Genomic DNA, 11,411 nt, shown 5'->3' on the forward strand with positions numbered 1-11,411 from the left:
GTCACCGGCAGGCCGCCACGCCGCCCGAGCATCCGCAGCACATTGTCGCGCGCGGGTTCGCCATGCCAGGCGATTTCGCTCGCGACCGCGCCATAATCGACCGCCACAGGCCGCACCGTAATGGCGCGGGGCGCCACCGCCGCCGCCTCGAGCAGCGTCGAGCGGAACGGCAGCAGCCGGTCGCCGGTGCCGGTCGTGCCTTCGGGAAACAGGGTCACGGGCTGCGTTCGCTCGAGCGCGGCGGCGATCGCGGCGGCCTGGTCCTTTGCGCCCTTGCGGTGGCTGCGCTTGACGTAGAGCGTGCCGTTCTGGTCGGCGAGCCAGTGGACGAAGCCGTTGCCGAGCGCATCCTTGGACACGAACGCGCAGCCGGTCGCGCCGCCGAGAATGAGGATGTCGAGCCAGCTCAGATGATTGGCGACGAGCAGACTGTGCGGCCTCGCCGGCTCGCCCTCGGTGCGGACCCGCGCGCCGGCGATCCAGCCCGCCGCGCCGAGGAAGAAAGGCGGCACGCGCGAGCGGCCGAGCGCCAGCTTCGACAGCAAATGCGGGACGACGCAGGCGAGGAACAGAGCGGTGAGGCCGGCAAGGCGCGCGGCAACGCGCAGGCGCGCGCTCATGTCAGCGGCCGCGGTCGACCGCGACGCCGTACAATTCCATCCGATGGTCGACCAGACGGAAGCCCAGCTTTTCGGCGATTCGCCGCTGCAGCGCTTCCAGTTCCTCGTCGACGAACTCGATGACCTTGCCGGTCTCGACATCGATCAGATGGTCGTGGTGGGCGTCCGACGCGGCCTCGTAGCGCGAGCGGCCGTCGCCGAACTCGTGCCGCTCGAGGATCCCCGCCTCCTCGAACAGCCGCACCGTCCGGTAGACGGTTGCGATCGAGATCTTCGGGTCGATCGCCGCCGCGCGCTCGTGAAGCGTTTCGACGTCGGGATGGTCCTCGGCTTCGGACAGGATTCGGGCGATGGTTCGGCGCTGCTCGGTGATCCGCAGCCCTTTGTCGGCGCACAGGGCTTCGATGTCGATGTTGCGGTGCATGGCGCTTAGTTAGGCACTGGGCGCGGCCCGGTCAAAGAAAAGGGGAGCGGGTTATCCGGCCGCTCCCGTCTCCCGCCTAGCCTCGCGCGCCGCGGGTCTTGCGCCGCTTGGTTCCAAGGCCGATCGACTTGGCAAGCGCCCGCCGCTGCTCGGCATAGTTGGGCGCGACCATCGGGTAATCGGCGTTGAGCCCCCATTTCTGCCGGTACTGGTCGGGGGTCATTTGATAATGAGTCATCAGATGCCGCTTGAGCATCTTCAGTCTTTTGCCGTCCTCGAGGCAGACGATGTAGTCGGGCTTGATCGAAGAGCGGATCGGAACCTTTGGCTCCGGCTTCGCTTCGGGCGCCGACCGGTTATCGGAAATGGTGCTCAGAGCGGCGTGAACATTCTGAATGAGGTTCGGCAAGTCATTGACGGCAACGCTATTGTTGCTGACGTGCGCTGCGACGATGTCAGCGGTGAGCGCGAGTAAAGTGTCTTCGGCACCTTCGTTGTCGACCATCGGTTATTTCCCAGATTGAGCAGAGTTCTGGCGGCTTCGGCAGCCAGGTGTTCCAGCACTAGGCCGCGACTTGACTTGGCGCAATAGATGCAGGCCTTGGCCGACTGTCAGGCTTTTACAGTGCGTGAGCGAGCGTGATTGCGTCGTATTGGCGCCCGTCGCTTCCCCGGTAATAGTTCGGCCGCCGGCCGACGGGCTTGAATCCGGCCCGGCGGTACATCTGCACCGCGGGATTGCCGTCGCGCACTTCAAGGTGAACCCGGCTCGCTCCGAGGCCGCGCGCCCGCTCGACGAATTGCTCGAGCAGCAGTCGGCCGACGCCGCGATGCTGGTGATCGGGCGCGACCGCGAGCAGCAGCAGCTCGGCCTCGTCGGCGACCGTCCGGAACAGCGAGAAGCCGACCGGCTGCTCGTGCCCATTGTCCTGGGCGAGTACCAGCGAGACTCCGGCCATCGGCAGGATCCCGGCGCATTGCGACCGGGTCCAGGCTTCACCGTACCGCTCGGAGAAGGCGCCGTTCATGATCGTCATCACGGCGGAGAGATCGGTCGACTTGCCGTCGAGCAGCCGGATCGCCTCGGCGGCGGGGACGCTGCTCATCACGCCGCCTCCCGGGCACGAGCATCCGGAGCCCGCGCGTAAAGCGGCCGCGGCGGCAGCGAGCGCAGCTCGTCCGGAAGCTTCAGCGAATTTGCTGCGCTCGGCCACATCTCGATCGCCTCGCCGCGGCCGCGAGCGGCGACCAGGGCGGCCGCCCCCGGACCGACGACCGTCTCTGCCGTAATCCGCTCGGCCGCCTCGTCGGGCGGCAGGTTGAGCAGCGGAGTCGCGGTCGCCAGCGGCTCGCCGTCGAATTGCTGGACGAACAATTCGCCATGGCCGCCTTGCATCGCCGCAGCGACCGGAGATCCGGACGCTGCGCCGCAGGCGAGCAGCGCCAGCGAGGACATTCCGGACAGTTCGGCCTCCCAGCCGATGGCGAGGCCCTGCGCGGCGGCGATTCCGACCCGGATCCCGGTGAAGCTGCCGGGCCCGACGCCGACCAGGATGCGCAGCGCCGATCGCCTCTCGAGAAGCTCCTCGATCATCGGCACGAGCCGCTCGGCATGGCCGCGGCCGATCAGCTCATCGCGTTGCGCGACGCAGCGGCCCGCCCGGTCGAACAGGGCCGCAGTGCAGGCAGCCGTCGAAGTGTCGATCGCAAGCAGCATCGCATCGCCTTGGTTGCGCGTCGGCGAGTGGGCCACAGCCGCGCTCCACGGGCAAGCGAAATTGTCGCTCCAATCAGACGGCCTCGACCGTCTCGACCTCGGGCACATAATGGCGGATCAGATTCTCGATCCCGCGTTTGAGGGTCATCTCCGAGGACGGGCAGCCCTGGCAGGCGCCCTGCATCGCCAGGTACAAACGGCCGTCCTTGTAGCCGCGATAGACGATGTCGCCGCCGTCCTGGGCGACCGCCGGGCGGACCCGCGTTTCGATCAGCTCGCGGATCTGCGCGATGATGTCGGAATCGGCCGGATCCTCTTCGAAATCGGGCGCTGCGGCGACCTCGATTCCGGCGGCGGTCCCGGCGTTGAACAAGGGCGCGCCGCTGACGAAATGGTCGAGCAGGATGCCGACCACCTCCGGCTCGAGCTCATCCCAGGAGATGCCGGGCGCGGCGGTGACGGAAATGAAGTCGCGGCCGAAGAACACCCCTTCGACCTTGCCGGTCGCGAACAAGGTCGAAGCGAGCGGCGAGGCTTCCGCCGAATCGCGGTCGGCGAAGTCGCGTGTGCCCGCTTCCATCACCGGCTCGCCGGGAAGGAACTTGCGCGTCGCCGGGTTGGGCGTCTGCTCGGTTCGGATCAGCATGACGGTGATGTGGCCCCGCCGGCACGGGCGATCAAGTGCCGAGCGGCGCGCCGGCGACGATCCATCGGGTGACTCCGAGCGCGACCAGCAGGCAGACAATCGCCACCCAGCCGCCAGCGGGGCGCATCGGCTCGACGCCCGGCTCGAGCACGCCACGCCCGACGATCATCGGGGCGGTGAGCTTCTTCCCCATGACCAGGCGGTAGAATAGCACCGCCGCGACGTGCAGCCCGATCAGCGCTAGCAGCACGTTGAAGAAATCCTCGTGAAGGTCGCGAAGCTGTTCGGAAAGGTCGAGACTGACAAGATAAGCGAGCGGGCCCTCGTTCAGGCCGTCTTCGTCCACCGAGACCAGGCCGAGTCCAACCTGGATCGCGATCGCTCCGAGCAGCGCGACGACGCTTAGCGCACCCAACGGCGTGTGGCCGGCGGCCCGCCAGCCTTTGGTGTCGCGAAGATAGCCGAGCACCGCTGCCGGGCCGCGCACGAAATTGCGGAACCGTGCGGTCGAGCCTCCGAAGAAACCCCACAGCAACCGGAACAGCAGCAGGGTCAGGATCGCGAAGCCTGACCACATGTGGAGCTCGAGCTCTCCTTCCTCAGCCGTCCACCAGCTGAAGGCGATCAGGGCGACGAGCGTCCAGTGGAACAGCCGCGTCGGCAGGTCCCAGACCGGCAGCAATGGTGCCGCCTGCGGCGTGCGGGCCTGGTCGGCCTCAATGGCCGTTGGGTGCACGATAGGGGTCGTGGCAGGCCTTGCAGGCCTTGCCGAGCTCGCCGAAGCTCGCCTTGATCGCGGCCACGTCGCCAGCCCTGGCGGTCGCGTCGAACGAGCGCGCCGCAGCCTGGAACGCGCGGGTCTTGGCCGCGAAATCCTCCGGCTTTTGCCAGATCTCCGGCTTGGCGCGCGTCTTGCCGACGTCAGGGCCGGTGCCGGTTGGGAACCACCGCGAGACCTCCGGTGCAAGCCGCGCGATGGTCGCGGCGTGGGTCCGGACCGCGGTCAGGTCGGGAGCGCTCGCCTTCAGCTCGCGGCCCAGCGCCTTGGTGGCGTCGCCGATGTCCTCCATCGCCTCGTGCCGCTCGTGCATCAGCTTGAGCGCTTCCTCCCTCGTCGCCGGAGCAGCCGCGGCCGGGGTCCTCGCCGCGGGGTTGTCGTCGGTTACCGGGAAAACGGGGGCGTCCTTGGGCGAAGCCTTGTTGATTGCCGGGTCGTCAGCGGCTTCGCGGCAACCCGCGAGCAGTAAAAGGGCGGCGACGGCAAGCAAAGCGGTTCGCATAATTTCTCCATCTAGTCTTGGTCCCCGTCGGTCGGCTTCCAGCTGTCGTCGATCATCTTGATGATTCCGGAAAAGTCTTTCCCGCCCCCACTCAAATCGACAAATCGGCGGTAGAGTTCCTCGGCCTCGCCGCCCATCGGCGTATAGGCTCCGGCCTGCTCGGCCGCTTCCATCGCCAGCTTCAAGTCCTTGAGCATGAGAGCGGCGGCGAACCCGCCTTCATAGCCGCGGTCGGCCGGAGTTTCGGGACCGACGCCCGGAACCGGGCAATAAGAGGTCATCGACCAGCTCTGGCCCGACGCTTTCGACGCGATGTCGAAGAAGGTCTGCAGGTCGAGGCCGAGCTTTTGCGCCAGCACGAACGTCTCGCAGGTCGCGGCCATGGTCGCGCCCAGCAGCATGTTGTTGCAGATCTTCGCCGCCTGGCCGGAGCCGGGCCCGCCGGCGTGGATCACCGCCTTGCCCATCTTGTCGAGAAACGGCTTGGCCTTCGCGAAACCTTCGCCGGAGCCGCCGACCATGAAGGTCAAAGTGCCGCCCTCGGCCGCCGCTATCCCGCCCGAGACCGGCGCGTCGACCATCGTCAGCCCGGCCGCCGCGGCTTCCTCCTCGATCGAGCGGGCGGTGGCGATGTCGATGGTCGAGCAGTCCATCAGGATCGCGCTGTTGGGGACCGCCCCGAAGACCGATGCCCGGTACACTTCGGCGACGTGCTTGCCCGCCGGCAGCATCGTCACGACCGCCTCGACGTCCTTGCACGCCCCGGCGGCGGAAACGGCGGCGGTGCAGCCGCGCTCGACAGCGCGATCCAGCGCTTCCTGGCTAAGATCGAATGCGAGCACGTCGTGACCCGCCTTGGCGAGGTTGGGCGCCATTCCGCCGCCCATGTGGCCAAGACCGATGAAGGCTATTTTCGCCATCAAAAAATCTCCGCCCACAATAAGAGTGACCCGAAAGCGAGAAACACCAGCCCCAACAGCAGGACTGCCCACTCCATCGAGCGATCAAATGCTAATCCGAGACGACTCTTTGGAAGAGGCTCGCTACCGGCCACCTTGTGCACGGCAGCTTCGATTAGATTGATGTTCTTTTTCGCATCATCCGTGCGGATAGCCCATACGGCGTAGGTGGTCTGGAGAAGCCCACCAACGAAAAGTATCAGCGCGAGAGTCATCTCCTCTTCCATTTCCCGGGGCGCTTTTCGACGAAGGCGGCCATCCCTTCCTTTTGGTCCTGCGTCCCGAACAGTCCGTGGAACAGCCGCCGCTCGAAGCGGATTCCCTGGCCGAGCGGCATTTCGAACGCGGCGTCGACCATTTCCTTGACGGCGATCGCCGCCAGCGGCGCCATCGACGCGATTTGCGCCGCGATCTTCATCGCTTCGTCGACCAGATCCGCGGCCGGGACGACCCTCGCGACCAGGCCCGAGCGCTCGGCCTCGGCAGCATCCATCATCCGCCCGGTCAGGCACATCTCCATCGCCTTGGCCTTGCCGACCGCCCGAGTCAGGCGCTGCGACCCGCCCATCCCGGGAGTCACTGCAAGCTTGATCTCCGGCTGGCCGAACTTGGCGGTGTCGGCGGCGATGATGAAGTCGGCCATCATCGCCACTTCGCACCCGCCGCCGAGCGCGAAGCCGGCAACCGCGGCGATCCACGGCTTGCGGGTGGCGGTGACCTGCTCCCAGCCGCCGAAGTGATTGGCCGAATACATGTCGGCGAAACCCTGGCTCTGCATCTCCTTGATGTCGGCGCCGGCCGCGAACGCTTTCTCCGAGCCGGTCAGGACAAGGCAGCGCTGCGACGGGTCCGCCTCATAGGTTGCGAACGCCGCGATCAGCTCGTCCAGGACCTCGTTGTTGAGGGCGTTGAGCGCCTGCGGGCGGTTGAGCGTGACCAGCGTCACCGCATCGCGTTGCTCGACCAGAATGGTATTGTACTCGGTCATTCACCGGTCTCCGGAAATGGCGTCCATCGTTCCTTTTCGGGGAGCGGTGCGAACAGTTCGTCGAGCGTCTCGTCGGTGACCTCCTCGGGGGTCGGCGGATCCCATTGCGGCTCGTTGTCCTTGTCGATGAGCAGCGCCCGCACGCCTTCGCGAAAGTCGTGGGTGCGCACGACGCGAGTGGCGAGCGCATATTCGGCCGCCATCTCATCGGTGAAGCTGCCGCGCGTCGCGCCTTCGGCGAGCAACCGCAGCGAAACCTTGCAGGACAGCGGGCTCTTGACTCGAATCGTCGCCAGCTCGGACCGCGCCCAGTCGCTGTCCTCGGCTTCGAGGGCCGCCTCGATTCCCTCGAGCCGGTCGGAGGCGAAGGTCCGCGCGATCGGGCCCTGGTTCGCGGCAATCTTGGCCTCGGGAGCAGTGGCGGATTCGGCGCCCAGCGCGCCGGCGAGGCGCGACGGCATCTTGGCGATCCGATCGACCAGTTCCGCGAGCGACGATTGCGGCAGGTAATGCGTGGCGAGGCCGAGATAATGGCATTCCGCGCCGTCGAGCCGAGCCCCCGTCAGCACCATGAATTGTCCGACTCGGCCCGGCAGGCGCGAAAGATACCAGCCGCCGCCGACGTCGGGGAACAGGCCGATGCCGGTCTCCGGCATCGCCAGGCGAGTGTTCTCGGTCGCGATTCGATAGGTGCATGGCAGCGCGATGCCGACGCCGCCTCCCATGGTGATGCCGTCCATCAAGGCGATCGTCGGCTTGGGATAGGTGAACAGCAGATGGTTGAGCCGATATTCGCTGTGGAAAAACGCGGCCGCCTGGTCGTCGCCGGCGGCTCCGCTCCTGGCAAGCATGACGACGTCGCCGCCGGCGCAAAAACCGCGGCCTTCGGCGTGATCGATGACGACGACCTCGATTGTCGGGTCCGCGCGCCAGTCGAGCAGGGCTTGCGACATGGTGTCGCACATCTCGCGGGTCAGCGCGTGGATCGCCTGCGGGCGGTTCAAGCGGATGCGCCCGATCCCGGCCTCCGCCGAAACCAGCACATCATCCGAAATCACGATGGCATCGCTCACTGGCGCAGCAGGTCCCGGCTGACGATCACCCGCATGATCTGGTTGGTGCCCTCGAGGATCGAATGGACCCGAAGGTCGCGCCAGAAGCGCTCGATCGGATAGTCCATCAGATAGCCGTAGCCCCCGTGCAGCTGCAGCGCCCGGTCGACGACCGACGAGCCGGTATCGGTCGCGAGGCGCTTGGCCATCGCCGCGAAGCGCGTCTTGTCGGGAGCGTTGGCGGTGACCTTGGCGGCCGCGACATAGAGCAGATAGCGCGCCGCCTGGAGCTCGGTCTCCATGTCGGCGAGCGTGAACTGGGTCGCCTGGAAATCGGCGATTGGAGTGTCGAACTGCTTGCGCTCCTTGGTGTAGCGGATCGCCTCGTCGAGGCAGCGTTGGCCGCCGCCCAGCGAGCAGGCGCCGATATTGAGGCGGCCGCCGTCGAGTCCCGCCATGGCGATCCGGAAGCCTTCGCCCTCCGCTCCGACCCGATTTGCGACCGGGACCCGGACCTCGTCGAAATTGACCTGCGCAGTCGGTTGCGAGTGCCAGCCCAGCTTCTTCTCCTGGCCGCCGAAACTGACACCCTTCGTGTCCTTTTCGATCACCAGGCAGGAAATGCCCTTGGGGCCCTCCTCGCCGGTGCGGACCATCGTCACGTATAGCTCGTTCTCGCCGGCGCCCGAGATGAACGCCTTGGAGCCGGAGACGACATAATGGTCGCCCCGCTTTGAATCATTGGCTCGCACAGCTTTCGTCTTGAGCGCCGCGGCATCGGAGCCCGACGACGGCTCGGTCAGGCAATAGCTGCCCATCCGCTCCATCGGGATCATCGAGGGCAGGTATTTTTGCTTGACCTCGTCCGACCCGTAGCGGTCGATCATCCAGGCGGCCATGTTGTGGATCGAGATGAAGGCGCTGGTCGACGGGCAGCCGTAGGCCATCGCCTCCATGATTAGCGCCGCCTCGAGCCGGCCAAGGCCGATCCCGCCCGACTCCTCGCTGACGTAAATCGCCCCGAAGCCCAGCTCGGCCGCCTCGCGGATCGTATCGCGCGGGAAGACGTGCTTTTCGTCCCACTCCGCCGCGAACGGGGCGATCGCGTCGGCGGTGAACTTGCGCGCCATGTCCTGGATCTGCAGCTGGTCGTCGGTGAGGTCGAACTGGGACATCGCCCAGCGCCTCTAGCTTGCGTGCCCCGCGTCGGCCAGCCCCCAGACAGCGGTCAGTCAGCGGTCACATGCAGCGCGTGTAAACCTGGCGCGAGTCCGCTTCGCTGTCGATTCGAGTCAGCTTGTTGTCCTGCACCGTCAGGCTGAGCGGACCGGTCCACGTGCGGCCGGCCTCGCCGAAGAAGGCGAATTCGCCGCGCACTCCGTTCGGCCCGGACGTGGCGGTGCCGGTCGGCTTCGCCAGGCTGTTGAAGAAGCGAACGCCGTTGGCGGCGATGGTCATCACCCCGCGGTTGGGTTGGTCCGACGCGCAATCGGCCGGGGTCAGTCCCCAGCGCCCGTAAAGCGCCGGCGGCAAGCGGCCGGCGGCGGAGGCGCTGGTCTTCGCAAGCGGCTTGTCGATCGCTCCATCGACAAGATCCTCCGACGGGGTGGCGATGCTTTCATCGGGCGGCAGGGTCTCGATGTCCGCCTTCGCGCCAGCGGCGGCCGGTTCGTTCCCGGCCTGCTGTGAATCCCCGCACGCGGCCAGCGCCAACCCGCCCAGAAGCAGGAGAATCCTAGTCGCAGCGTACATAGGTGAAGCTCGCCATCGGACTGCTTTCGGTGCGCACCAGCTTGTCCTTCTCGAGCGTCAGCGTCTGAAACTTGGTCCAGGTCTGCCCTTCGCCGGCAAAAGCGAAATCGGCTCCGATCGAGTCATCGCTGACTTCGACATTGCTCACCGGAACAGCCCTTGATTCATAGAATCGGAGCCCGTTGGCGCCGACGATCAGGAGCCCCTTGGCGTCGCCGCGCTTCGTGGTGCAGTCGGCCGGAGCCATGCCCCAGCGCCCCTGAAGGGCGGCCGGAATCGAAGCGGCCGGAGCCTGATTGACCGTAGTCGCGGCCGGCGCCGCAGCCCCATTGGGAGGCGGCGCACCGTCGGCGCTCGGCGCGCCGTCGCGCCCGCCGGCGACATTGTCGACGGACGGCAGGCCGGCCGTGTTCTCGGCTTCCTTGGCCACCGGGTCATTGCCGCCGCACCCGGCCATGGCGAAAGCGACGGCGAGCAGGCCAGTCTGGACAAATTTCATGCGTGCAGAACGCGCAACGGCGGATTTGGACGCGGCCGCGGCCTCCGCGCGATCACCCCATGGTCGGAATGACGAACGCATCCTTGTTGGGCGCTTCGGCAAAACCGTCGGGCCATCGCTGGGTGACGGTCTTGGTCTTGGTCCAGAAGCGGACGCCCTCCATGCCGTGCTGGTTGATGTCGCCGAAGCCGCTGCGCTTCCAGCCGCCGAACGTGTGATAGGCGACCGGCACCGGGATCGGCACATTGACTCCGACCATGCCGACATTGACCCGAGCCGCGAATTCGCGCGCCGCGTGGCCGTTGCGGGTGAAGATGGCAACGCCGTTGCCGTACTGGTGGTCGGAGGGCAGTCGCACCGCCTCGTCGAAGCTCGCGGCGCGGACCATCTGCAACACGGGGCCGAAAATCTCCTCCTGGTAGGAGCGGAAGTGGGGCTTCACCCGGTCGAAGAAGGTCGGCCCGATGAACCAGCCCTGCTCGTGGCCCTGGAGGGTGAAGCCGCGGCCGTCGACGACCAGCTCGCCGCCCTCGTCAACGCACATCTGGATGTAGTTCTCGATCCGCTCCTTGTGCGCGGCGTTGACCACCGGGCCGTAATGCGCGTCCGGGTCCGTCGACACTCCGACCCGCAGGCCCTCGATCGCCGGGACCAGCTTTTCGCGCAATGCGTCGGCGGTCTTGTCGCCGACCGGAACCACCACCGGCAGCGCCATGCAGCGCTCGCCGGCCGAGCCGAACGCCGCCCCGGCCAGGTCGTTGACCACCTGGTCGAGGTCGGCGTCGGGCATGACGATGCCGTGGTTCTTGGCGCCGCCGAACGCCTGCACCCGCTTCCCGTTCGCGGTGCCGCGCGAGTAGATGTAATGGGCGATGTCGCTGCTGCCGACGAAGCTGATCGCCTTGATGTCGTCATGGTCGAGGATCGCGTCGACCATCTCCTTGTCACCGTGAACGACGTTGAGGATGCCGTCGGGAAGGCCGGCTTCCTTCATCAGCTCAGCGAGCTTCACCGGGACGGTCGGGTCGCGCTCGGAGGGCTTGAGGATGAAGGCGTTGCCGCAGGCGATCGCGACCCCGAACATCCACATCGGGATCATCGCGGGGAAGTTGAACGGGGTGATTCCGGCGACGATACCGAGCGGCTGGCGCATCGAATAGACGTCGATGCCGGGCCCCGCGCCGACCGTATACTCGCCTTTGAGGGCGTGCGGGATGCCGCAGGCGAACTCGATCACCTCGAGCCCGCGCTGGATGTCGCCCTTGGCGTCGGCGATCACCTTGCCGTGCTCGGACGACAGGATCTCGGCGAGCTCGTCCATTCGGGCCTCGACCAGCGCCTTGAAGGCGAACATCACCCGCGCGCGGCGCTGGGGATTGACGGCGGCCCAGGCCGGCTGCGCAGCCTTGGCGTTCTCGACGGCGGCGCGCAATTCCTCGGCGCTCGCCAGCGCGACCTTCGAGCGGACCTCGCC

General features: G+C 67.0%; 16 protein-coding genes. All 16 read right to left on the reverse strand.

Features of this window, described 5'->3' with window-relative positions; genetic code table 11:
- Positions 1 to 620: lysophospholipid acyltransferase family protein (locus tag H0T81_RS12530; protein ID WP_294013769.1), on the reverse strand; the 620-nt coding region annotated here is incomplete at its 3' end.
- Position 621: 1 nt separating this feature from the next.
- Complete coding sequence (locus tag H0T81_RS12535) at positions 622 to 1,044, reverse strand: Fur family transcriptional regulator (protein ID WP_294013772.1); 423 nt, start codon at positions 1,042 to 1,044, stop codon at positions 622 to 624.
- Between the two features lie 76 nt (positions 1,045 to 1,120).
- Entirely contained in the window at positions 1,121 to 1,549 is a 429-nt protein-coding gene (locus H0T81_RS12540; RefSeq protein ID WP_294013774.1) for a MucR family transcriptional regulator, read from the reverse strand.
- Between the two features lie 115 nt (positions 1,550 to 1,664).
- A complete protein-coding gene (gene rimI / locus H0T81_RS12545) occupies positions 1,665 to 2,150 on the reverse strand; it encodes a ribosomal protein S18-alanine N-acetyltransferase (RefSeq protein WP_294013776.1) in 486 nt (161 codons plus the stop codon).
- Positions 2,150 to 2,761: a tRNA (adenosine(37)-N6)-threonylcarbamoyltransferase complex dimerization subunit type 1 TsaB gene (tsaB, locus tag H0T81_RS12550; protein ID WP_294013778.1), complete on the reverse strand. Its 612-nt coding sequence runs from the start codon at positions 2,759 to 2,761 to the stop codon at positions 2,150 to 2,152. Before tsaB ends, rimI begins: the two co-directional genes overlap by 1 nt.
- A 73-nt stretch (positions 2,762 to 2,834) precedes the next feature.
- On the reverse strand, positions 2,835 to 3,407 hold the full coding sequence (locus H0T81_RS12555; protein WP_294013780.1) for a NifU family protein: 573 nt from the start codon (positions 3,405 to 3,407) through the stop codon (positions 2,835 to 2,837).
- A gap of 31 nt (positions 3,408 to 3,438) precedes the next feature.
- Positions 3,439 to 4,143: a cytochrome b/b6 domain-containing protein gene (locus tag H0T81_RS12560; protein ID WP_294013782.1), complete on the reverse strand. Its 705-nt coding sequence runs from the start codon at positions 4,141 to 4,143 to the stop codon at positions 3,439 to 3,441.
- Positions 4,124 to 4,687 carry a cytochrome c gene (locus H0T81_RS12565; RefSeq protein ID WP_294013785.1) on the reverse strand — a complete coding sequence of 188 codons (564 nt, stop codon included), beginning with the start codon at positions 4,685 to 4,687 and terminating at the stop codon, positions 4,124 to 4,126. Before H0T81_RS12565 ends, H0T81_RS12560 begins: the two co-directional genes overlap by 20 nt.
- 11 nt (positions 4,688 to 4,698) lie before the next feature.
- On the reverse strand, positions 4,699 to 5,607 hold the full coding sequence (gene mmsB / locus H0T81_RS12570; protein WP_294013787.1) for a 3-hydroxyisobutyrate dehydrogenase: 909 nt from the start codon (positions 5,605 to 5,607) through the stop codon (positions 4,699 to 4,701).
- Positions 5,607 to 5,861 (reverse strand): hypothetical protein, encoded by a 255-nt coding sequence (locus H0T81_RS12575; protein WP_294013790.1) that lies wholly within the window; start codon positions 5,859 to 5,861, stop codon positions 5,607 to 5,609. Before H0T81_RS12575 ends, mmsB begins: the two co-directional genes overlap by 1 nt.
- The gene (locus H0T81_RS12580) at positions 5,858 to 6,634 is read right to left on the reverse strand and encodes an enoyl-CoA hydratase (protein WP_294013793.1); all 777 of its coding nucleotides are present in this window, start codon (positions 6,632 to 6,634) and stop codon (positions 5,858 to 5,860) included. The genes H0T81_RS12575 and H0T81_RS12580 overlap by 4 nt, the downstream gene beginning before the upstream one ends.
- On the reverse strand, positions 6,631 to 7,689 hold the full coding sequence (locus H0T81_RS12585) for an enoyl-CoA hydratase/isomerase family protein (protein WP_294013807.1): 1,059 nt from the start codon (positions 7,687 to 7,689) through the stop codon (positions 6,631 to 6,633). Before H0T81_RS12585 ends, H0T81_RS12580 begins: the two co-directional genes overlap by 4 nt.
- Positions 7,690 to 7,703: 14 nt before the next feature.
- On the reverse strand, positions 7,704 to 8,861 hold the full coding sequence (locus H0T81_RS12590; protein ID WP_294013796.1) for an acyl-CoA dehydrogenase family protein: 1,158 nt from the start codon (positions 8,859 to 8,861) through the stop codon (positions 7,704 to 7,706).
- Positions 8,862 to 8,925: 64 nt separating this feature from the next.
- Entirely contained in the window at positions 8,926 to 9,438 is a 513-nt protein-coding gene (locus H0T81_RS12595) for a hypothetical protein (RefSeq protein WP_294013798.1), read from the reverse strand.
- Positions 9,422 to 9,937, reverse strand: a complete 516-nt coding sequence (locus H0T81_RS12600; RefSeq protein ID WP_294013800.1) for a hypothetical protein — start codon at positions 9,935 to 9,937, stop codon at positions 9,422 to 9,424. Before H0T81_RS12600 ends, H0T81_RS12595 begins: the two co-directional genes overlap by 17 nt.
- A gap of 52 nt (positions 9,938 to 9,989) precedes the next feature.
- Positions 9,990 to 11,411 (reverse strand): CoA-acylating methylmalonate-semialdehyde dehydrogenase (locus tag H0T81_RS12605; RefSeq protein WP_294013804.1); only part of this gene is annotated, 1,422 nt, incomplete at its 5' end.

Origin of the sequence: Sphingomonas sp., assembly GCF_013812825.1 — a bacterium.
Lineage (GTDB): Bacteria > Pseudomonadota > Alphaproteobacteria > Sphingomonadales > Sphingomonadaceae > Sphingomicrobium.

Excerpts from the sequence above, each read along its gene's own strand:
- H0T81_RS12535 (WP_294013772.1), bottom strand. The coding sequence starts at position 1,044 with ATGCACCGCAACATCGACATCGAAGCCCTGTGCGCCGACAAAGGGCTG.
- H0T81_RS12540 (WP_294013774.1), bottom strand. The coding sequence starts at position 1,549 with ATGGTCGACAACGAAGGTGCCGAAGACACTTTACTCGCGCTCACCGCT.
- rimI (WP_294013776.1), bottom strand. The coding sequence starts at position 2,150 with ATGAGCAGCGTCCCCGCCGCCGAGGCGATCCGGCTGCTCGACGGCAAG.
- tsaB (WP_294013778.1), bottom strand. The coding sequence starts at position 2,761 with ATGCTGCTTGCGATCGACACTTCGACGGCTGCCTGCACTGCGGCCCTG.
- H0T81_RS12555 (WP_294013780.1), bottom strand. The coding sequence starts at position 3,407 with ATGCTGATCCGAACCGAGCAGACGCCCAACCCGGCGACGCGCAAGTTC.
- H0T81_RS12565 (WP_294013785.1), bottom strand. The coding sequence starts at position 4,687 with ATGCGAACCGCTTTGCTTGCCGTCGCCGCCCTTTTACTGCTCGCGGGT.
- mmsB (WP_294013787.1), bottom strand. The coding sequence starts at position 5,607 with ATGGCGAAAATAGCCTTCATCGGTCTTGGCCACATGGGCGGCGGAATG.
- H0T81_RS12575 (WP_294013790.1), bottom strand. The coding sequence starts at position 5,861 with ATGACTCTCGCGCTGATACTTTTCGTTGGTGGGCTTCTCCAGACCACC.
- H0T81_RS12580 (WP_294013793.1), bottom strand. The coding sequence starts at position 6,634 with ATGACCGAGTACAATACCATTCTGGTCGAGCAACGCGATGCGGTGACG.
- H0T81_RS12590 (WP_294013796.1), bottom strand. The coding sequence starts at position 8,861 with ATGTCCCAGTTCGACCTCACCGACGACCAGCTGCAGATCCAGGACATG.
- H0T81_RS12595 (WP_294013798.1), bottom strand. The coding sequence starts at position 9,438 with ATGTACGCTGCGACTAGGATTCTCCTGCTTCTGGGCGGGTTGGCGCTG.
- H0T81_RS12600 (WP_294013800.1), bottom strand. The coding sequence starts at position 9,937 with ATGAAATTTGTCCAGACTGGCCTGCTCGCCGTCGCTTTCGCCATGGCC.